The sequence below is a fragment of the Kordiimonas sp. genome (genome assembly GCF_965216265.1).
GTDB lineage: Bacteria > Pseudomonadota > Alphaproteobacteria > Sphingomonadales > Kordiimonadaceae > Kordiimonas.
This window is the reverse complement of sequence record NZ_OZ244153.1, coordinates 212,737-234,315: the sequence shown is the minus strand read 5'-3', so window position 1 is coordinate 234,315 and position 21,579 is coordinate 212,737. Positions and strand designations below refer to the sequence as shown.

Genomic DNA, 21,579 nt, shown 5'->3' with positions numbered 1-21,579 from the left:
ATAATGCGGGAAGCAGTCATCGTTTCAACGGCGCGGACGCCAATCGGTAAAGCTTATCGAGGCGCTCTTAATGCTACTCTTGCCCCCACACTTGGTGGGCACGCGATCGCACACGCAGTCAAGCGCGCAGGCCTTGAAGGTGCGGAAGTAGAAGATGTCATCATGGGCTGTGCGCTCACACAAGGCTCATCCGGCACAAATATTGGCCGCCTTGCAGCACTTCGGGCAGGCCTCCCTGTTACCGTATCAGGAATGACAATTGACCGTCAGTGTTCAAGCGGCATGATGGCGATTGCGACGGCTGCAAAGCAGGTCATGCATGATGGGATGGATATTGCTGTCGGTGGTGGTCTTGACAGTATCTCTGTGGTGCAGAACGAGCATATGAACCGCTGGCAAGTGATCGACAAAAGCTTGGTTGAGATGCACCCTCACACCTACATGCCGATGCTGCAAACTGCTGAGGTTGTTGCTGATCGTTACGGCATTAGCCGCGATGCGATGGATGAATATAGCCTGCAGTCACAGCAGCGCACAGCCGCCGCACAGTTAGCTGGCAAGTTTGATGACGAGATTGTGCCTATCGCTACCAAGATGGTGCAGGTAAACAAAGAAACCAAAGAGATGACCTTCCATGATGTGAAGCTCGAGAAGGACGAAGGCAACCGCCCTGAGACCACGATTGAGGGCCTTTCTGGGCTGAAAACTGTCATTGAAGGCGGGACGATTACGGCTGGTAATGCCAGCCAACTGTCTGACGGCTCGTCTGCTGCTGTGGTAATGGAAGCGAAGGAAGCCGAAAAACGCGGCCTTAATCCGCTTGGCTACTATCGCGGTATTGCGGTTGCAGGCCTCGAGCCAGATGAAATGGGAATTGGCCCAGTGTATGCAATTCCAAAGCTTCTTGAGAAAAATGGCCTCAAGATGGATGATATTGGCTTGTGGGAGCTGAATGAGGCGTTTGCGGTGCAAGTGCTTTATTGCCGCGACAAGCTTGGTATCCCGAATGACCTCCTGAACGTTAACGGCGGTGCTATCTCTATCGGACACCCTTACGGTATGTCCGGTGCACGCATGGTTGGTCACGCGCTGATCGAAGGTAAGCGCCGGGGTGCGAAATATGTCGTCTGCACCATGTGTGTTGGTGGCGGCATGGGCGCTGCGGGTCTGTTCGAAGTCGCATAAGGATAATAATAGACAATCAGGGGCGGACGCGGCGATATCGTGCGCTGTCCGCCTTGTTTGTTTGAGGGAGAATAAACATGAAAGCAGTAAGATGTCATGCGCTTGGCTCGCACGAGAAGCTCGTTGTTGAAGACATTGCTGTACCAACGCCGGGTAAAGGTGAAGTGCTCATCGACGTGAAGGCTGGCGGCCTCAACTTTCCTGATATCCTGATGGTTGCGGGTAAATATCAGTTCCAGCCCGATTTACCGTTCACCCCAGGTGGGGAAGGAGCAGGCATTGTTGAAGCGCTGGGTGAGGGTGTCACCAACGTCAAAGTCGGTGATCGGGTCATTTTCTTTAACCAGACCGGCGCCTTTGCGGAAAAAATCGCTGCACCTGCGCTCACGCTAGTTCCTATGCCGGACAAGATGCCGTTTGAAGTGGCCGCCGGCTTCACTATTACCTATGCCACAAGCTATCATGCGCTCAAACAGCGTGCAGCCATACAGTCGGGTGAGACGCTTTTGGTGCTGGGTGCGGCTGGCGGCGTTGGGCTTGCGACGGTTGAGCTTGGTAAAGCCATGGGCGCTGAGGTTATCGCGGCGGCAAGCAGCGATGAAAAGCTTGAAGTTTGCAAGAAAACCGGCGCTGACCATCTGATTAACTATTCTAACGAAGACCTGAAAGCCCGTGTGAAAGAGATCACAGGCGGCAAGGGTGTGGACGTTATTTATGACCCTGTGGGTGGTGACTATACGGAGATAGCGCTTCGTACTATGGCCGCAGGCGGCAGGCATCTTGTCATAGGCTTCGCTGCAGGTGACATACCGCGCCCACCACTGAACCTCTGCCTGTTAAAGCAATGCTCCATCGTCGGTGTCTTCTGGGGCAACTGGGCGCGAGCTAACCCCAAGATTCAAGTCCAGAACACGATGGAGATGTTCAAGATGTTTGATAAGGGGACGATAGACCCACTCGTGAACGACGTATTTGGCCTTGAAGACGTGGTTGAAGCCTTTGCGTGCCTGAGCGAACGTCGTGCAAAAGGTAAGGTTATCCTCAAGCCATAAAGCCAATTGAGTGATACAAGGGCCGCCGAATGCAATAACGTGCTCGCGGCCCTTTATTTTTGCTAAAAAGCAATTTCTGGACTGCTTAGTCTTGAAAAAGTCGTCGGGCCATATATTTTCTCTTATCAAAGGAGATTGGGGAGTTATGAAGGCCCTTAGACTGGTTGCCGGGAAAACTGCACGTAAGAGAATTGAAGCAAACGGATTGACGCCAGATTTGGTGCGCATGGTCGTTGGTGCGTCTGGTGGCCCGAAATGGCTGGTGCTCCGAGGGCTGGATCAATTCATCTTTGGCTCCTGGTTGTCTCAGACCGACAGTCATATTGATATGGTGGGGTCCTCAATCGGCGCATGGCGCATGACAATCGCAAGTCACCCTGATCCAGCCTTGATGTTCAAGCGTTTCGAAGAGGCTTATTTTGGCTATCGGAAGGAAGACGGTGCGAGCCCACAGGCAGTTACCCAAGCCTCCTATGCGATATTAAACAAGGTCATGGGCCCAGAGGTTTGCAGGCAGATCATCACAAACCCTAAAAGAAACCTCAACATCGTTGCAGTGCGCTGCGTTGGACCAACGGCAAGTAGTTCACGTGTTGTGGAAGGGGCAGGGCTGTTGGCAGCTGCCTCGCTTAATGCCGTAAGTCGTGCCACTCTAAGTACTTTTTTTAAACGCGCTGTTTTTTATAGCGGCGAGAGTGTTGCGTGTTCAGAGCTTTGGCGAGATTTTGACCGCATCGATGCGAAACTGGTGCCAGCTTCACTGCATGATGCTTTGATGGCGTCTGGCTCTATACCCTTCGCGGTTGACCCTGTCGTGGATATTGAGGGTGCACCCAAAGGGGTGTACCGGGATGGCGGCGTGATTGACTACCACTTTGACATACCTTGGACTTATGAGGACGGGATTGTTTTATATCCGCACTTCTACAGCCATCTGGTGCCGGGGTGGTTTGACAAGATGCGTAGGAACCGAAAAGCCGGAGCAAAGGTACTTGATCAACAGCTTGTATTAGCGCCGAGCGAAGAGTTTGTCGCATCACTGCCATATGGCCGTATTCCGGACAGGAAGAATTTTTCCGAGATGGAAGATACGGAGCGTAAACCTTATTGGCGCAGGGTAGTTGATGAAAGTTACCGTCTGGCGGACGAGCTATCGACAATGCTGGAAAAGCCAGATTTACTGCTGGAAAGGCTTGAAGCCGCACCAGAATAATGAGTTACTATGAAGTAGGGAGTGGGAGATATAATGGAAGGTGCAGTTATGAATGGGGTGTCCTTTACCTCGGAAGACATGCTTGCAGGGCATCTTGGGGAGTTGGTTGACATCTGTGTTGAAGAGCACGGGGACAAGCCGTCTGTCAGCTGCATTTTACCAACAGGCCATTCGCATACATTATCGTTCAGTGATATCGGGCGCCACTCAGACGCTGTGGCAGCTTATCTGCGTGAGGACTTGGGGTTAAAACCCGGTGATGTGGTAGCGATCCAGTGCCCCAATACACTCGCCTATCCAGTTCTGGCGTTTGGTATTCTTAAGGCAGGGCTTATCGCCACCAACGTGAACCCGCTATACACGCCGGATGAAACCAACCACCAACTGAAGGACAGTGGCGCAAAGGTCTGGTTTGTGATTGATGTGTTTGGCGACCGTATCAAACAATCTGTCGACGGGACCAAGGTTGAGCGCGTTTACACACTCTCGCTTGTTGATCTCTTCCCTGGTTTGCCTAGAGCCTTGCTTGGCTTTGCGCTGAAATACGTGAAGAAAGCAGTACCTGCAAAGAATGCGACCACGGCCGGAACATTGGCATCCGTGCTTAAGGCGGGGGAAAAACACCTAGCCCAAGGTGCGAACGTGCGCGCTTACCGGGACGGTGCGGGCACTGATACGAACGCTATTTATCAATATACAGGTGGTACGACGGGGCGGAGCAAGGGGGCGGAGCTTACGCACGGCAATGTGGTTAGCAATATCTCTCAGGCAAATAAGCGCGATGACGGGTTGGAGCGCGAAGATGGTGACCATCTGATGCTCGTGCTGCCGCTCTATCACGTCTATGCGTTGGCGGTTGGCATGCTCAACAGCATGTACACTGGTACCCACGTGGTGCTGGTGCCAGTTCCGCGGCCGCTCTTGAACCTCAAACCTGTATTCGAGAAATTCAATATTACGATTATGCCCGGTGTAAACACGCTCTATCTGGGGCTTTTGCAAGAAAAATGGTTTGTTGAGAACCCTCCCAAAAATCTCCGGCTCTGTTTTTCTGGTGCCGCACCACTACAGCCTGCGACAGCAAAAAGATGGGAAGACCTGACGGGTGCGTTCATCTATGAAGGCTACGGGCTGACCGAAGGAACCTGTGTGGTTTCTTCAATGCCGTTTGACCGCCCGCCCAAAAGGGGCACGTGTGGCATTCCTATTCCGGGCACTGAAATTCGGATTCTGGGTGAAGACGGCCAAGACATGCCTCAGGGCGAGCCGGGCGAGCTCCTGATCCGCGGCCCGCAGATCATGCGAGGGTATCTGAATAACCCGGAAGCCACTTCAATGACGATCACAGAAGATGGCTGGTTGTTGACGGGCGATGTGGCTGTCATTGATGATGAAGGCTATCTTTCGATTGTTGATCGTAAGAAAGACATGGTCATTGTTTCCGGTTTCAATGTCTATCCTACTGATATTGAAGATGTTTTAACTCGGTGCGATAGGGTAGCCGAAGCAGCCGTTGTTGGCGCGCCAGATGAAGAAAGCGGTGAAAAGGTCGTTGCCTACATTGTCCGTAAGGACCAGGGGCTTTCAGAAAATGACGTGATTGCTCATTGCCGGGAACATTTGACGGGATACAAAGTACCGAAGGTCATCTGTTTTGTAGATGAACTGCCCAAGTCGCCTGTCGGCAAGGTGTTGCGGCGTGAACTGCGTGACCTCGCGCATGCTGAGGCCGCAATTAGCTAAATACATATAAGAGGAGCGCTGCATGGATCTTGGCCTGAAGGGTAAACGCGTACTCGTGACCGGGGGAAGCCGTGGCATTGGTGCGGCAATAGTGCGGCGCTTTGTTGCAGAGGGGGCGAGTGTAGCCTTTTGTGCAAGGAACCCAAATGAGGTCTCGGAAGTAAGCAATACCTTGCAGGCTGAGGGGCATAGCGTTGTCGGAGCAGCGTGTGACGTGTCTGACAGTAATGCATTGACTCGATGGATTCAAACGTCTGCCGAAGCACTTGGTGGCATTGATATATTTATACCAAACGTGAGTGGCGGTGCGCAGGCGGGCGAAGAAGGCTGGCAGGCTGCATTCGACGTTGACCTGATGGCCACAGTGCGGGGCTGTGATCTTGCTTTGCCTTATTTGGCGACGTCCGGTAGCGGGGCGATCGTCGTCATTGCCAGTATTGCTGGCCTCGAGGCTTTTGGTGGCCCGTCAGCGTACAATACGGTCAAGGCAGGGCTGATATCCTACGCCAGTCAGCTTGGAGCGGCCGCAGCTCCACACGGAGTGAGGGTGAACACTGTATCGCCGGGCCCCATTCATGTTGATGATGGATTCTGGGGCACGGTGCAACACACCAACCAGGAAGCCTATGATGCGACGGTTTCCAAGCACCCCATGGGCCGCCTAGGCTCTGTAGATGAGGTTGCAAATTGTGTCGCGTTTCTGGCCAGTCCGGCGGCCAGTTGGGTAACACGCGCGAACCTCGTGGTTGATGGCGGCTTCTTGGCCCGCGTACAGTTCTGAGGTATCAGGACATCTGTTGGTTGCGTCTGCGGTCGCATGCAAGTAATCTTTGACTGAAGATCTTTTCGGTCAACCTGTTTACTGAGAGTTTATGTCGAACGTTTTGAAAGCGTTACCTTGGATTGTAGGGCTCGCCGCCGCTGGTGGCGCGTGCTTTCCCTTAATATTGGTTCCTGAGGTGCCGATCTCCTTTGTGGCGGTTTTGTCTGCAGGGTTCCTCGGCGGCGTGCTCGGCGTCGTACTGCAAATTGCGCTTGAACGGCATTTGGTGAAGCCTGTGGAGGTTTTTATCGGGAGCATGCCTGAAGGAACCAAACAGCTTGACGTTATGAGCGAGGAAGTTGAGGCGACGCTCGAGGCTCGGCCCGACCTTATGGATGCTCTTATCAAGCTACGTGCTGGCGCTGAGGCTACGCGGCAGCGGCTAGCAGAATTTTCCGAGGTCGAATATAACTTGCAGCAGGTTGTGCAAGACAAGCGCCGTAACGAAGCAGTGCTTAAGGAGCAGCGTGAAGCTTTCGCAAAACTCGCAAATGAGCTCTCAAAAGCACGGGATGCCGCCGAATCTGCCAATGTTGCCAAGTCTGAATTTCTGGCGACCATGAGCCACGAGATCCGCACGCCCCTGAATGGCGTGATCGGTATGATCGATCTTCTCCTAGATACAGAGCTGGACGAAAACCAGCGGCATTTTGCGATGACGCTGCAACAATCAGCTGAAACGCTGCTGACGGTAATCAACGATATTCTCGATATCTCCAAACTCGAAGCCGGCAAGGTTGAGCTTGATAATCAGGCTACCAAACTAGAGAAAGTTATCTCTGACACCGTGCACTTCCTTGAGCCGAAGGCGACGGAGAAGGGCCTCAGTGTTACTTGGCAGTGTGACAAACGGCTACCGGAGGTCATCTTTTCCGACCCGACGCGCTTGCGCCAAATATTGTTTAACCTTGTTGGTAACGCGCTTAAGTTCACCGAAGACGGTGGCGTCATTATCAAAGCTGAACAGGAAAGTAAGTCCGGCAAGGATATCAGAGTCCGTGTTTCCATCGTTGATACAGGGATTGGTATCAGCAAGGATGCGCAACGCAAGCTGTTCCAGAAGTTTACACAAGCGGATGCGTCAACGACCCGGCGTTTTGGTGGCACGGGCCTTGGCCTCGCGATTTGCAAGCAACTCTGCACACTTCTTGGCGGAGATATCGGCGTCGACAGCGATGAAGGTGAAGGTGCGACCTTCTGGTTTACCTTCGTGTGTGAAGAAGGCAATGCGGACGATGTGTCGGACAGCCCGGCATTTGACCCGCGTGCAGCAGTTTTGGACGCAAAAGCCAACCGTACCCTGAAAATTCTGGTGGCGGACGATAACCTGATCAACCAGCGCATTTTGGCGAACATGCTTGGCAAGCTTGGCCATGAACTTGTTGCAGTTGAAAACGGTGCTCAAGCCTGTGGTTTGGTTGAAGAAACCGACTTTGACCTTATCCTGATGGATATCCAGATGCCCGTTCTGGGTGGCATTGATGCCACTAAATGGATCCGGGCTATGGATGGCGATAAGGCAAATGTACCCATCGTAGGCTGTACTGCTGATGCATTCCCTGAACAGCTTGAGCGTTTTAAGCAGGCTGGCATGGAAGATGTGGTCACGAAGCCAATCAATCGTCGGCATTTGCTGTTGGTCATTAATCAGGTGCTGGGAGAGGAAATCCACGGTACTGCGACTGAGGCACAGCCTGTGCCCAAGAAAAAAAGCAAGCAGATCAAGGATCTGCCCTTGTCGGATGAGAAGAGCGCCGACTCTAAAAAACCAGTAAAGCCAAAAGCTGCGATCGCCAAGCCATCTACTGCGGAGCCTGCTGTGACAAGCGATCCGCTAGACGCTCTTCTCGACGAGCTTGGTTAAGCCAGATTCTAGGGCATTTCACTAAGGCTTGAAACGCGTAATATTATAGCGTAAATTCCCCAAGATATTGTATCCTTTTAGGAAGATCCGTACGGACGATGAAATCGCCGCGCAACATAGAAAACAGTATTGGCCGTTTGGGTCTGACGAGGGTTGCCCCATGGCTGGCTATGCTTTTTGTTGCGGCACAGCTCATTGCAAGCGCGCATGCGGCGGCCTTTGCTGATAGCGAACATACCCACGATGGTCACCCTTGCATCATTGCAACGGCTTGCAAGCACACACCGGACGTTGATGCAGCGAAACCTGTTGCTCAACTCGCGGCACCGGATTGGCATATTTTCTATGTGGCCGATACGGCTTCCGTTCCTTGCCCATCATTCAAGGCGTGCGCGAGCGCGCGTGGCCCGCCCTCTCTCTGATTACTTTACCCCACAATATTTAAGTTGGGGATTGGCGCGGCTATTTGCTGCGCCGGAGCTGCTGTAAGTCCTGAATTGACTTATGGCCGTTATAATCAGAGTTAAGAGACAGGTAGTGAGACAGGGCTCATTCTTTCAAATCGGCATTCGGCTATTCGCGGTTATTGCATATTTTGTGGTAACAGCTGCAGCGAGCGCACACGTTTCAGATCATGAGGTCGACGCGCCTTATGACCGTGTTTGTGCATTGTGCAAATTTTCTGATCAAACCCCAACGCTTAAGCCCCAAAGCACAAACCTGATCCTGCCAGAAAATGAGCAGGTGACATGGGTAATAGCGCTTCGTAGCCTAAGCCGCATATTTCTTGACAGCATTGGTGCGATCCGCGCGCCGCCATCCTTTGTAACCCCCCTTTAAATACCGAAAATTCAGTTTTGTTGGCCCAGTGAGAGGACTCACTGTCAACACCGTAAATCAGGGTTACAGGAAACAACCATGTCCAGTAAAATAATCAAATCAATATATCGCAACAACAAGAAACGCCTGCTTGCAACAGTTGCGGTGACATTCGCCACTGTCCCGACAACAGGGACGCTGGCTTTGGCGCCACCACTTGATGAACAGCTTGAAGAGATCGTAGTTTCAGGTGCGTTTGAGGGGCGAAAGCTCGGAGAAACGATCCTGGGTGCGACGGTCATGCGCAAAGAGGAAATCCTTCGCCAGCTCGACGGTTCGATTGGCGAAACTTTACGTCGCCAACCCGGTATGTCGTCAACTTTTTTTGGTCCCGGCGCCAGCCGTCCAATTATCAGGGGGCTGGGTGGAGACCGAATTCGGGTGCTTGATGCAGGCATTGGATCAATAGATGCCTCGTCAACTAGCCCGGACCACGCTGTAGCGGTTGAACCTGCGCTTGCGGAACGGATCGAAATACTTCGCGGCACAGCCATGCTGATGTATGGCAGCTCTGCCGCTGGCGGGGTGGTAAACGTGTTTGACGGCCGGATCGCTACTGCAGTACCGGAAGGCGGTGTAGATGGCGGTGTGCGTTATGGGCACAGCACGGTAAACCACGGCAATGAGGTGACGGGCGCCATTACAGCGAATATTGGCAGTGTTGGAGATGCAAATATCGTTTTCCACGGTGATGCGATGTACCGCAAAACCGACGATTACAAAATACCTGGGTTCGCAGAATCCGAGGCTTTTCGGGCTTTAGAGGAAGAAGAGCACGATGAGCACGAGGAAGATGAAGAACACGATGACCATGACGATCATGAAGAACACGAGGATGAGGAAGTCTTCGGTATTGCCGAAAATTCTGCAACAGAGAGCAAGGGCGGCTCTGCGGGATTGAGCTTCATTTTCGACAATGGTTTTTTTGGTTTCAATGTTCGCAAGATGGATAGCACCTACGGCGTGCCCGGTGGCCATGAACACCATCATGATGAAGAACATGACGAAGATGAAGACCACGACGATCACGAGGACGAGCATGACGACGAGGCCGTGACCATCGACCTTGACCAGATCCGCTATGACCTGCATGGAGAGTTCAATGGTGACTTCGGCTGGTTCAAGAAGGCGAAAATTCGATTTGGATATGCCGATTATAAACACACAGAGCTTGAAGGCGATGAAATTGGTACCGTGTTTTCCAACGAAGGTTGGGAAGGCCGTTTGGATTTGATTGAGAAAGGTGGTGAACGCTGGAACGGGGCAACAGGCATTCAAATCAAACGTCGTGATTTTTCTGCGATTGGCGAAGAAGCGTTTGTTCCTCCGACAGTGAGTACACAATACGGCCTGTATAGCGTGAAAGACTTCTCAGCGGGCGCGTGGCAGTTTGAGGCGGGTGCACGGTATGAACACACCAAATATACTATCGAGGATGTAACATCAGAGCAGGATGGGCGATCCTTTGATGGCATCAGCCTGTCGGCGGGCGCTGGATATGATATCTCTGACGCTGCTTTTGTCGGGCTGTCACTGTTCAGGACTGAGCGTGCGCCTTCAACTGAAGAGCTGTTTTCAAATGGTCCCCACCTTGCCACGGGCGCCTACGAGCTTGGCGATGCAACTCTGGGCCTGGAAACGGCCTTGGGGTTAGAGGCCACCTTCAACTATGCGACAGGTCCATTTAGCTTTGTACTGAACGGCTTTTACACCTCGTATGATGACTTTATCTATGAGGTGGCTACGGGCGATGAAGAAGATGAGCTGCCCGTGTTTGCCTTCAGGGTCAGCGATGTGGCTCTTTATGGTTTCGAAGCCAAAGCTGAGTTGCATGCGGGTACGTACAAGACATCTGCGTTCGGCGAAATAGACTTGCATCTGGATGCTCAAGCCGATCTGGTTCGTGCGGAACTTAAGAATATTGCGGGCAATGATAACTTGCCGCGTATTCCGCCAATGTCGGCTTTGTTTGGGGTTGAGGCGCGAGCAGAGCTTTTTGATCTGCGTACCGAGCTGGAATATTCAGCCAAGCAAAAACGAGTCACAGCAAATGAGTTACCAACAGAGGACTATATGCTTTGGAACGCCTACCTGACGGTTCGGCCTTTCGACAACAAGAACTTGTCGTTTGAGGTAAGGGGCAGCAACCTGGGCAACGTCGACGCACGCCAGCATACGAGCTTCCTGAAGGACCTCGTGCCGCTTCCGGGGCGTAATGTGAAAATATCCTTCCAAGCCACATTTTAGAACTTAGTCATATAGAAAAAGAGCGGGCAAATGCCCGCTCTTTAAGCTTTCATGAATGTTCGGTGAGATCAGTCTTTATAGATTGAGACATCCGCTTCGATATCGCTGCTGACCTTGCCGCGGAACATGCCTGCGGTATTGAAAGGCATAACCATATTGCCGTCCTTGTCGACGGCGATGATGCCGCCATCACCGCCCATTTCGACGAGTTGTTTCATGACAATGCGGTCTGAGGCTTCTTCGAGGCTCAGGCTGCCATATTCCATTAGCGCGCATATGCTATGGGCGACAGTTGCGCGAATGAAAAACTCACCGTGCCCGGTTGCTGAAACCGCGCAGCTTTTGTTGTTGGCATAGGTGCCAGCACCAATGATGGGGCTGTCACCAACACGGCCATGTGATTTGTTGGTCATACCGCCTGTGGACGTGCCTGCGGCCAAGTTACCATGTTTGTCGAGCGCGACCGCACCGACTGTTCCGAACTTATAATCGCCCGCTGTCTTGTCTTCGACGCTGGAATGTTCTTTACCGTCATGATCAAGAACGGGGCCTTGTTGTTTAGCCTTGGCATCCTGCAGTTGACCCCAGCGGTATTCGGTGTAGAAATAGTCGTCGTCCGCGCGTTCAATATCTTGTTCATCGGCAAATTTCTCTGCGCCGTGCCCTTGCAGCATTACGTGAACAGATTTCTCCATCACCGCACGGGCCAGGGTGATCGGATTTTTAACATTGCTAACGCCTGAGACTGCGCCAGCGTTTAATGTGGCGCCGTCCATGATTGAACTATCCAACTCATTTTTGCCTTCTGCGGTGAAAACAGCGCCTTTGCCAGCATTGAAGTGGGGGGAATTTTCCATAACCTGAATGGTTGCGGTTATGGCATCAAGAGACGTGCCCCCGGACGCGAGAATTTCCTGTCCTGTGCTAAGAGCTTTGAGCAAAGTCCCTCGGATTTCTTTATCCAGTTCGGGTGTTAGCTTGTCTGGCGTGATGGTGCCAGCGCCGCCATGAATCACGAGCGCATACTCTGGTTTTTCATTATCCGAGGCCATGCTGGTGCCTCCCGCGAGTGTTAGTGCTGCGATAGCAGCTGTTTTTGCGATAGATTTGAGCCACATATATCCCTCCCTTTTGACTTGCGCGCGATTGTTTCGCATGGAAGAAATAGTTTCAAGGCCGGAAACGCTGTCGGCACACAATAATTTAGGACTTCCGGGGAGGAGTGATCGTGGGACCAAAACTGATAAAGCATGTTGTAGCGCTATTCTGCGCCGTTGGGCTGATGAGTGCGAGTGCTTATGCCGCACCAAGTAAATCTGCGACGGACGCGCTCTATATTCTCTTTCAAAAAGAACGTGATCATCATTATGCGGAAAACCCTGGCACTGGTCCGCGCGGAAAGCCGCGCCCTGTAGCAGACCACATGCCAACGGTTACGCCAGCCGACCAAGTGCGTAGGCAAGCGACAAGCGAAGGCTTCCTCAAGGCGCTAGACAAAATCAAACGTGACAAGCTTTCCGAGGAAGATCAGCTAAATTATGACATGTTCCGCTTCATGATTGAAAGCGACCTTACAGAGGCGAAGTTTCGTACCTGGCGTATGCCGCTATTTTCCGACAGCGGTTTCCATACATGGCCGGTGCGGATGGGGCAGTCTGTAAACTTCAGGAAGGTCGAAGACTACGAGGCGCACCTTCGTCGCCTTGAAGATCTACCGCGTTACCTGCAAGAGAATATAGCCAACCTGCGTACAGGTATTGCTGAAGGTTTCACAATGCCAAAGGTGGTGCTTGACGGCTTGTTGCCTAGTTTTGACGCGATTATTGAGGAGAAAGCTGAAGACAGTCCTTTCTATCAACCCTTCGCCGTAATGAACAATGTGGTGCCATCAGATGTGCAGGAAGACCTGCGCAGTAGGGCAAAAGATGTGATCATGGGCAAAGTGATGCCCGCCTATACTGCACTTCGTGACTTTATGCAGGATGAATATTATCCGGCTGCACGGGAGAGCCTTGGTGCGTCCGAGATGCCAGGTGGCGCGGAATATTATGAAGCGATGGTGCAATATTACACCACAATTTCAGATCTGACCGCTGATGAAGTGCATGAGATTGGCCGGTCCGAAGTGGCCCGTATTCGTGCCGAGATGGAAGAGATTATCAAGCAAGTTGGCTTTGAGGGCGATTTCGCGGCATTCCTGAACTTCCTGCGTACAGATGAGCAGTTCTACGCTAAGACGGAAAAAGAACTGCTTATGCACGCTAGCTATATCGCGAAAAAGATTGACGGACGGCTGCCATCACTGTTTGGCAAGATGCCCCGTCAGCCGTATGGCGTTGAGGCTGTGCCAGCGGTGTTGGCGCCCAACTATACAACCGGGCGCTATTCCGGTGCGCCGCTGGATGCCCCGCGCGGCGGCTATTACTGGGTGAATACATATGCCTTGGACAAGCGCCCGCTTTATACTTTGCCAGCCCTCACATTGCACGAGGCTGCGCCGGGGCATCATCTGCAGATAGCACTCTCTAAAGAGTTAGAGGGCGTACCAGACTTTCGTCTAGGTATCTATCCTCATGCCTTTGGTGAAGGATGGGGCTTATACAGCGAACGCTTGGGCCTTGAGATGGATATATACGAGACGCCTTATGAGCAGTTTGGTCGCCTGACATATGAAATGTGGCGTGCCTGCCGGCTTGTTATCGATACGGGTATCCACTCTAAAGGGTGGACGCGAGATCAGGCCATAAAGCTGCTGGAAGAGAACTCGGCACTCTCGACCCACAATATTCGTACGGAGGTGGATCGCTATATCTCATGGCCTGGGCAGGCGCTTGCATACAAGATGGGTGAGTTGAAGCTTGTGGAATTGCGAGAACGTGCTAGCGCCCAGCTTGGCGAGGCTTTTGACGTCAAGGCATTCCACGACGCAGTATTGGAAAATGGCGGTTTGCCCCTGTTCATTCTTGAAGCTCATATCAACAAGCTGATTAAAGAAGGCAAAGCGGAAATTCAGGAGCAGGGTGGCATGTAGTTGCCGCTGGACGCCTACAGCTCAAGTAGAGGAAGGGCTCGGTTCAACATTCGCGCATGCCATGCTGCAGATAGGGATGCCTGAGGTCTTGAACACTGGTGCGCTTCTCTAGCGCGCCAGATGGATAGCGTATCATCTTGAACCTATGCTGATTTTAGGTATGCCGATGGTCTGGGCGCCGGACCGCAGTTTTGGATCTTATGATACGCTTTGCCTTCCGTTTATTGGCAAAATTGTCCGGACAGATACAATTTTGTATCTGAGCAAATTTCACTTTCTTTAAAAAAATATTCCACCATTCTGCTTATATTGTCTTGAAAGTAGCCTTGAAATGTTGCATCGCCTCGCCAATTAAGAATCTTGTTTCTTTTTAACCTGATGCGGTACGAGGGAAAATATGTATGCGGAGAGTATTATGACAGAAAGAGTTGGGGCACTTGCGGGCATCGGAAATACGCCTCTGATCAAGCTTAAATATGCGTCCGAACTCACCGGTTGCACCATTCTTGGTAAAGCTGAGTATGCGAACCCGGGTGGATCACTTAAAGATCGTCCCGCACTCAATATTATTGAAGATGCGGAGCGCCGTGGACTGCTTGAACCTGGCGGACTGATAGTAGAAGGTACCGCGGGGAACACAGGCATTGGGTTAACCGTTGTTGCGAACGCCAAGGGATATCGCACCCTAATAGTGATGCCCGAGACCCAGTCGCAAGAAAAGATAGATACACTTCGTATTATGGGCGCGAGGCTGAAACTTGTGCCTGCTGCACCATACTCAAATCCGGGTAATTTTAATCATGTAGCGAAGCGGTTGGCAGAGGAATTATCTGCAAGTGAACAGCATGGCGTCATCTGGGCAAATCAGTTTGACAACGTTGCTAACCGTGAAGCTCATATCAAGACAACAGCGCAGGAAATTTGGGCTCAAACCGATGGAAAAATAGACGCCTTCATTACCGCTGTGGGGTCCGGCGGATCTTTGGTTGGTACGGGAATGGGCCTGAAGGAGCACAACAGGGATATCGTGATTGCTCTCGCAGACCCGATGGGAGCCGCCATTTACAATTATGTCAAGCACGGTGAGTTAAGCGCAGAAGGTAGCTCGATTACGGAGGGAATTGGCCAAGGGCGGATAACCGCTAACCTCGAAGGTGCCCTAATTGACGAAGCTTTCCAGATCGCTGATGAAGAGGCATTGCCTATAGCTTTTGATCTGCTTCGGAAAGAAGGGCTTTGTGTTGGGTCATCTACCGGAATTAACGTGGCGGGCGCTATTCGGTTGGCAAAGCAAATGGGGCCTGGACATACGATTGTGACGCTACTTTGCGATAGTGGTCTGCGTTACCAGTCAAAACTCTTCAACCCAGATTTTTTGAGAGGTAAGAACTTGCCTGTCCCTGATTGGCTTTGAGTGTGTTCAGGGCCTGGTGAGGCAAAAGCCCATACTGTTTGTATGTCTTGATTTTTCAGGCGACTTCATTATTCTGCATTTCTTCTTGAAGATAGTAAAGGAATTGCCGTGAAGGTGTTTGATCTGGGTTTTTATGCCAATAATGTTAGATATATTGGCTTTGTATCCTTGGTGATTGGTGTGGCAGCCTGGGCAGTGGATCTCACAGGGGTTGTATATGAATGCCCTTACTGTCGAAGTCAGCGAACTGTGATTGGCCTACTTGGTATTATTTTGATGATGCCAAACTTCAGGCACTGGATACTGAGGTATGTAGGGAGCGTACTTGCCTTTTTTGGTGCATTTGTCGCGGCGTCACAGAATTTTATGGGTTGGAAGAAAATCTCAGGCGGTACCTTTACCTTCAACGAAGCGATCTATATCGACCCCTTTATATTGTCTGGCTGTGCTCTGTTCATCATCATTGGGCAGGCTTGGCTTCTCCTTATGGGCGAGGCGCCAAAGGGCGAGCCTGAGCAGGATTAGATCAAGCCTGCGAGCGTAGGGGTAGTCGGGTGCGTTTCAGGACAGTCCTGAGCGCAAAGCTTGAGTGTATGCGTGCCACACCTGGCAGGCGGGTGAGCGTGTTGTGAATGCGCTCATAATCGGGGGCGCCTTTTACCACAACCCGGATCATATAATCCACGTCTCCACTCATAAGGTAACATTCCATCACCTCGGGCACGGAACGCACAGATTCCTCAAACGTGCGAAGTTTTTCTTCTTGCTGATCTACAAGTGAGACTCTCACAAAAACAGATCCCGGTAGCCCGACCGAGGCTGCATTCAGGTGCGCTGCATAGTGAGTAATGACACCTTTTTCATCGAGGTTTTTAACGCGTCTCAGACAGGCGCTTTCGGAAAGCCCTACATGTCTGGCAAGCTCGACATTTGATAATCGTCCATCTTTTTGGAGGGCGTCCAGTATCGCACGATCAATCTTATCAATTTCAATCATTCGCAGAATCTTGCTTATTATTTATCATAATAGGATTATTATTGTGAAAATGTGCGATGGAACGCTCCTCTTTGCAAGGACATTCTGCATTGTTTGCAGTAAATTCGCCGTCAAGCAGGGAGGGCTGGCGGGTGCCTTTCATCCATGCAGGCAATCAGTATTATTTTTGAGGAGGGCAGTATGCTTGTAGGTGTTCCTAAGGAAATTAAAAATCGTGAATATCGGGTGGGCCTGTCGCCAGCATCCGCACGTGAGCTTATTGAAAATGGCCACGAAGTTATTGTGCAAAATAACGCAGGCTTTGAGATCGGCTTTACTAACGACATGTATGAAGCCATTGGCGCAAAGATTATCGACACAGCGGCTGAAATATTCGCCAAAGCCGACATGATCGTCAAAGTAAAAGAGCCGCAGGCAGTAGAATGCGAGATGCTCCGTGAGGGCCAGATTCTCTATACATACCTGCATCTGGCTCCAGATCCCGAGCAGACACAGGGGCTGATCAAGTCTGGCGCGATTGCAATCGCTTATGAGACTGTTACTGATCAGTTTGGCGGTTTACCACTCCTCGCGCCAATGTCAGAGGTTGCAGGCCGGATGTCTATCCAGGCTGGTGCTCATGCACTTGAAATGAGCCAGGGCGGTCGGGGCATGTTGCTTGGCGGCGTACCGGGTGTTGCGCCGGCTAAAGTAACGGTCATCGGTGGTGGCGTGGTAGGCACTAACGCCGCTCGCATGGCTGTTGGCATGGGCGCAGATGTAACCATTCTGGATCGTTCTATTCGCCGCATGCAGCAGCTTGACGATATTTTCAAAGGTCAGGTTAAGACCGTATTCTCCACTAATGACGCTGTTGAAGAGAATGTTCTTGCATCAGACCTCGTTGTTGGAGCGGTTCTTATTCCGGGTGCAGCTGCGCCTAAGCTGGTTTCACGTGAGCAGATTGGCAAGATGATGCGCGGCTCTGTGCTTGTTGATGTTGCGATTGACCAAGGTGGCTGTTTCGCGACCTCCAAGGCGACGACTCATGAAAACCCAACCTACATTGTTGATGAGGTGGTTCACTATTGTGTGGCAAACATGCCGGGCGGTGTTGCGCGTACTTCTACGCTTGCACTTAATAACGCCACCCTTCGTCACGCTGTTGCCATCGCCAACAAGGGTTGGAAACAAGCGCTGGCGGATGACAAACATCTGCTTGAAGGCCTTAACGCATGTGAAGGCAAGATCACATATGAAGCTGTCGCACGCGATCAGAATCTTGATTACGTTCCCGCACTAGAAGCTATTGGCGCATAAGCACAATTAGTATAAAAGACGGGCATGACAAAGACGCCCGTAATTCAGGTTTTCGCTCTTGGCGGAACCATAGCGATGACCCCCGGTGATCAATCGGGGGTCACGCCTACATTATCTGCAGCAGACCTCATCAGGGCTGTGCCGGCTCTCCAGAGTCTGGCTGATTTCGAGGCCGAAACCGTTGCCCAGAAAGGTAGCGCCAATCTGGATTTCTCGTTGGTCGCAGAAGTATGCCGGATGGCGGAACGATCATCGGCTGATGGTATAATCATAACCCAGGGCACAGACTCGATGGAGGAAACGGCGTTTCTGGCCAGCCTCCTGTATTCGGGTAAGAAGCCGCTTGTTTTCACGGGGGCGATGCGAACCTCAAACCAGCCCGGTGCAGACGGACCAGCCAATCTTTACGACGCAACCCTCGTGGCTCTTGCGGCAGATGCGGGAAGCGTTAGCCTGGTGATGAACGGCGAGGTGCACGACCCATGGCTGGTTGCCAAGGAGCATACGTCTAGCCTGCAGGCCTTCACCTCGGAACATGGCCCGATAGGTGGTGTGGTGGAAGGCGAGGTTCGCTGGTGGCGGAACGCTCGGATGGGTGCCGGAATGAAAGGCGGCAAATTTGTGCCGGTGGCGCTCTTATCTGCAGTGCTGGATGATGACGGTCGCATGATCCAAAATATCATCGAGTTGGGGTACAAAGGTCTCGTTATTGAGGCCTATGGTGCCGGACACCTATCGGAGGTTTGGGCAGATAAGGCCGAGGCGCTTGGCAAGGTAATGCCTGTGATTCTTGCATCACGTGCACGGGCGGGCCGGGTGTTTGAGGGAACATACGGATATAAAGGTGCCGAGATTGACCTGATCGAACGGGGCCTCTTGCCATCTGGCGGACTAAGGGGGCGGAAAGCCCGCATCCTTTTGTCGTTGCTACTGGGGCAGGGCGATAAGAATTGGAAAGAGACCTTTACGGCTGCCGTTAAAAGTGTTTGAGTAAAAAAAAGACACATAATAGTTGCAGACAGCTTGAGGGGTCGAGTGTTGCCTGACGATTCACTATATCCGCATGTCACCGGGCTTGGGCATGCGTTTTTCTGGTGCCCGGACATTGCGTTGCGCGACCGAGTTCGTGCAGCTTTGTCCTCCGCTGACATTATTGAGGTACCGCTGGGTGAGGCTGGTGTTGTCTGCTTTTTGGCCGACGATATGGAAAGCCTTTTGCCCGTTCTTGAGGATAAACTGTCCTTGGCCGAGCGCCGCGATGTTCGGGCGCTCCTTTCTGCCAGCGCGCGTCCAGCACTGAGCGAATACGGTACGATGCAATCTGTTGAAGAATTAGGTCTTCGCCTATCTGCGCGTTGGCTTGGCGAAATGCTAGCTGAGCGTCGCTATAAATCGCTCATGCAGCCAATTGTGCACGCGGCTGATCATGGCGAGGTTCTGGGGTACGAGTTTTTGGTCCGCGGCCTTCACACGGACGGAACTGAAATCCCTGCGCCGGCACTTTTTGAAACAGCAGAGGCGGCAGGTATGCTCTATGCGCTGGATATGGCTGCGGGAGAGAGCGCCGTCCGCACAGCGCGACGGTTTAGCTTGCAGGAATGTGTGTTTGTAAATGTGTTGCCCTATAGCATTGATACCGAATCTGGTTTGAGCGCTTGGTTCGATACTGTGCTGGGTGAGCATGGTTTTAAGCCTGAGCAGCTTGTTATGGAAATCGTTGAAAGCCAGCAATTCCCAGATTTTGAAACCCTTCAAGCGCTTGTCCAGCGCCTGAAGGAGAGAGGCATCAGGATAGCGCTTGATGACTTTGGGACAGGGTTCAACAATCTGGCTACGATTACCCAGATCCAACCTGATTTTATAAAGCTCGATAAGTCGCTCACGAAAGACCTGATTACGGATGGTCGTAAATGGACGCTTGTGGCGAATATCGTCGATTCTGCTAAGCAGTCGGACATCAAGGTAATCGCTGAGGGTGTCGAGGACAAAAAGACAGCACGTATGCTTGAGAGTGCAGGTGTTGACTACCTTCAGGGTTACCTTTTTGGGTATCCGGCAGATGCGCCGCTTTGAATACTCTGCCGCTTAGGTGTGGAGCTGGATATCTTCGAGCTTCTCCAGCAGGGTGGCAAGTGCCTGACGCTCCACAGCGGTGAGCTTTTCCAGGATGCGGCTCTCATAGCCTAGCGCGATGGGAATGATTTCTCGATATACCTTGAGGCCTTCTTCGGACAGCGCGAGTACAGAGCGCCGCTTGTCTTCCGGGGAGAAGTGACGTTCCAATCGGCCATTTTCCAGCAGCTTGTTTACGGCCCGAGACACTGCAACCTTATCCATTGCAGTGCGTTCAGCCACTTGCGCTGCAGAAAGATCAGGTTCGCCACCCAAAACAGCCATAACTCTCCACTCAGGTAGGCCAAGTTGAAAGCGTTCTTCGTAACCATCTGCAATAGCACGACTAATGCGGTTGGAGAGCACCGAAAGTCGGTACGGTAGAAAGTCCCCCAAGTGCAGCGTGTCTTCGTTTTTTTTCATCATATCCTCGTTCACGCCCTTGCAATTAGTTTCCAATGTAACTAATATGGTGGCAACTAATTTGTGTGGGCCTATAATCGCGAAAAAGCGATCTGCTGCAAACAGCAATTGGCCTTACCCCAAAACTGTATATAGAGAATGATGGAGTGAATGAACATGGGTGATCTTTTCGAGAATCCGATGGGCCTTTGTGGTTTCGAGTTTGTGGAATTTACCGCACCTGAAAAAGGTATGCTCGAAAACGTGTTTGAAACGCTTGGTTTTACAAAGGTAGCGCGGCACCGTTCAAAAGATGTTGAGCTATGGCGCCAGGGCGATATCAACTTCATCGCAAACTATGAAAAAAACTGCCCGGCTGGATATTATGGTGAAGAGCACGGCCCTTCAGCATGTGGCATGGCGTTCCGTGTGAAAGACAGCCACGTCGCTTATAAGCGCGCGTTGGAACTGGGCGCACAGCCGATTGATATGAAAACTGGCCCAATGGAGCTGAACCTGCCTGCCATCAAGGGTATTGGCGGTGCAGCTCTCTACCTGATCGACCGTTTCAAGGATGGTGAAAGCATCTATGACATCGATTTTGAGTGGATCGAAGGCGTGGATCGCCATCCGGCCGGATGTGGTTTCAATGTTATTGACCACCTGACACACAACGTTTATCGCGGCCGTATGGATTATTGGGCGAAGTTCTATGAGACCTTCTTCAACTTCCGCGAAATTCGCTACTTCGACATTAAAGGCGAATATACCGGTCTGACGTCACGTGCGATGACGGCGCCAGACGGCTTGATCCGTATCCCGCTCAATGAAGAAGCTGCGGGCGGCAGCGGGCAGATCGAAGAATATCTGATGGCCTATAATGGCGAAGGTATTCAGCACATCGCCTTCTCGTGCGATAATTTGTTGGAATGCTGGGACCGTTTGAAAGCCAAGGGTGTGCCGTTTATGACAGCACCGCCTGAGACATACTATGAGATGCTGGAAGAGCGCCTCCCTGGTCACGGCGAACCAGTGGATGAGCTGAAAAGGCGTGGCATTCTGCTGGATGGCTCAACAGAAGAGGGTGACAACCGCCTGCTCTTGCAGATTTTCTCCGAAACTCAAGTTGGCCCGATCTTCTTTGAGTTTATTCAGCGTAAGAAAGATGAAGGCTTCGGCGAGGGCAACTTCAAGGCGCTCTTTGAATCGATGGAACGTGACCAAATCCGTCGTGGTGCCCTTAAGGTGGATGAGAGCGCCGCTTAAGTCGCGCGTGGGGCTGCACTTGCGGCCCCAACCACACCGACCTTGGACTAAA

The 21,579-nt window shown here is 51.9% G+C and carries 19 protein-coding genes; 16 read left to right on the top strand and 3 right to left on the bottom strand.

Annotation, left to right across the window (positions count from 1 at the left end; genetic code table 11):
- Positions 1-3 precede the first annotated feature (3 nt).
- The 9 genes from ACOOGA_RS01085 to ACOOGA_RS01045 all read left to right on the top strand — a co-directional run bounded on the left by ACOOGA_RS01085 (position 4) and on the right by ACOOGA_RS01045 (position 11,006).
- Positions 4-1,185, top strand: coding sequence for an acetyl-CoA C-acyltransferase (locus ACOOGA_RS01085; protein ID WP_417460945.1), 1,182 nt, complete (start codon positions 4-6; stop codon positions 1,183-1,185).
- A gap of 77 nt (positions 1,186-1,262) precedes the next feature.
- Complete coding sequence (locus tag ACOOGA_RS01080) at positions 1,263-2,237, top strand: NADPH:quinone oxidoreductase family protein (RefSeq protein WP_417460944.1); 975 nt, start codon at positions 1,263-1,265, stop codon at positions 2,235-2,237.
- 145 nt (positions 2,238-2,382) lie between these two features.
- Positions 2,383-3,450, top strand: a complete 1,068-nt coding sequence (locus ACOOGA_RS01075; RefSeq protein ID WP_417460943.1) for a patatin-like phospholipase family protein — start codon at positions 2,383-2,385, stop codon at positions 3,448-3,450.
- A gap of 33 nt (positions 3,451-3,483) precedes the next feature.
- Positions 3,484-5,193 carry a long-chain-fatty-acid--CoA ligase gene (locus ACOOGA_RS01070; RefSeq protein ID WP_417460942.1) on the top strand — a complete coding sequence of 570 codons (1,710 nt, stop codon included), beginning with the start codon at positions 3,484-3,486 and terminating at the stop codon, positions 5,191-5,193.
- A 22-nt stretch (positions 5,194-5,215) separates the two neighbouring features.
- Positions 5,216-5,974 (top strand): SDR family NAD(P)-dependent oxidoreductase, encoded by a 759-nt coding sequence (locus ACOOGA_RS01065; protein ID WP_417460941.1) that lies wholly within the window; start codon positions 5,216-5,218, stop codon positions 5,972-5,974.
- A 91-nt stretch (positions 5,975-6,065) separates the two neighbouring features.
- Entirely contained in the window at positions 6,066-7,880 is a 1,815-nt protein-coding gene (locus ACOOGA_RS01060) for an ATP-binding protein (RefSeq protein WP_417460940.1), read from the top strand.
- A 98-nt stretch (positions 7,881-7,978) separates the two neighbouring features.
- Positions 7,979-8,302: a hypothetical protein gene (locus ACOOGA_RS01055; RefSeq protein WP_417460939.1), complete on the top strand. Its 324-nt coding sequence runs from the start codon at positions 7,979-7,981 to the stop codon at positions 8,300-8,302.
- A 115-nt stretch (positions 8,303-8,417) separates the two neighbouring features.
- Entirely contained in the window at positions 8,418-8,720 is a 303-nt protein-coding gene (locus ACOOGA_RS01050; protein ID WP_417460938.1) for a hypothetical protein, read from the top strand.
- A gap of 78 nt (positions 8,721-8,798) precedes the next feature.
- The gene (locus ACOOGA_RS01045) at positions 8,799-11,006 is read left to right on the top strand and encodes a TonB-dependent receptor (RefSeq protein ID WP_417460937.1); all 2,208 of its coding nucleotides are present in this window, start codon (positions 8,799-8,801) and stop codon (positions 11,004-11,006) included.
- A gap of 68 nt (positions 11,007-11,074) precedes the next feature.
- On the opposite strand, the gene ACOOGA_RS01040 is transcribed toward ACOOGA_RS01045, so the two are convergent.
- Positions 11,075-12,124, bottom strand: a complete 1,050-nt coding sequence (locus ACOOGA_RS01040; protein WP_417460936.1) for an isoaspartyl peptidase/L-asparaginase family protein — start codon at positions 12,122-12,124, stop codon at positions 11,075-11,077.
- Between the two features lie 110 nt (positions 12,125-12,234).
- Between ACOOGA_RS01040 and ACOOGA_RS01035 the strand changes: the two genes are divergently transcribed.
- The 3 genes from ACOOGA_RS01035 (at position 12,235) to ACOOGA_RS01025 (ending at position 15,976) form a co-directional block, all read left to right on the top strand.
- Positions 12,235-14,037, top strand: a complete 1,803-nt coding sequence (locus ACOOGA_RS01035; protein WP_417460935.1) for a DUF885 domain-containing protein — start codon at positions 12,235-12,237, stop codon at positions 14,035-14,037.
- A gap of 415 nt (positions 14,038-14,452) precedes the next feature.
- Positions 14,453-15,451 carry a cysteine synthase A gene (locus tag ACOOGA_RS01030; RefSeq protein ID WP_420429307.1) on the top strand — a complete coding sequence of 333 codons (999 nt, stop codon included), beginning with the start codon at positions 14,453-14,455 and terminating at the stop codon, positions 15,449-15,451.
- A gap of 108 nt (positions 15,452-15,559) precedes the next feature.
- Positions 15,560-15,976 (top strand): hypothetical protein, encoded by a 417-nt coding sequence (locus ACOOGA_RS01025; protein WP_417460933.1) that lies wholly within the window; start codon positions 15,560-15,562, stop codon positions 15,974-15,976.
- Position 15,977: 1 nt separating this feature from the next.
- On the opposite strand, the gene ACOOGA_RS01020 is transcribed toward ACOOGA_RS01025, so the two are convergent.
- Positions 15,978-16,448 (bottom strand): Lrp/AsnC family transcriptional regulator, encoded by a 471-nt coding sequence (locus tag ACOOGA_RS01020; protein ID WP_417460932.1) that lies wholly within the window; start codon positions 16,446-16,448, stop codon positions 15,978-15,980.
- Between the two features lie 180 nt (positions 16,449-16,628).
- Here ACOOGA_RS01020 and ald point away from each other — a divergent pair, with 180 nt between their 5' ends.
- The 3 genes from ald to ACOOGA_RS01005 are packed head-to-tail and all read left to right on the top strand — an operon-like array spanning position 16,629 to position 19,820.
- Complete coding sequence (ald, locus tag ACOOGA_RS01015; RefSeq protein WP_417460931.1) at positions 16,629-17,747, top strand: alanine dehydrogenase; 1,119 nt, start codon at positions 16,629-16,631, stop codon at positions 17,745-17,747.
- 24 nt (positions 17,748-17,771) lie between these two features.
- The gene (locus tag ACOOGA_RS01010) at positions 17,772-18,737 is read left to right on the top strand and encodes an asparaginase (RefSeq protein WP_417460930.1); all 966 of its coding nucleotides are present in this window, start codon (positions 17,772-17,774) and stop codon (positions 18,735-18,737) included.
- Positions 18,738-18,785: 48 nt separating this feature from the next.
- Complete coding sequence (locus ACOOGA_RS01005; protein WP_417460929.1) at positions 18,786-19,820, top strand: EAL domain-containing protein; 1,035 nt, start codon at positions 18,786-18,788, stop codon at positions 19,818-19,820.
- Positions 19,821-19,832: 12 nt separating this feature from the next.
- Here ACOOGA_RS01005 and ACOOGA_RS01000 read toward each other — a convergent pair whose 3' ends face one another.
- Entirely contained in the window at positions 19,833-20,282 is a 450-nt protein-coding gene (locus ACOOGA_RS01000; RefSeq protein WP_417461221.1) for a MarR family winged helix-turn-helix transcriptional regulator, read from the bottom strand.
- Between the two features lie 156 nt (positions 20,283-20,438).
- Between ACOOGA_RS01000 and hppD the strand changes: the two genes are divergently transcribed.
- Entirely contained in the window at positions 20,439-21,527 is a 1,089-nt protein-coding gene (gene hppD / locus ACOOGA_RS00995; RefSeq protein WP_417460928.1) for a 4-hydroxyphenylpyruvate dioxygenase, read from the top strand.
- Positions 21,528-21,579 lie beyond the last annotated feature (52 nt).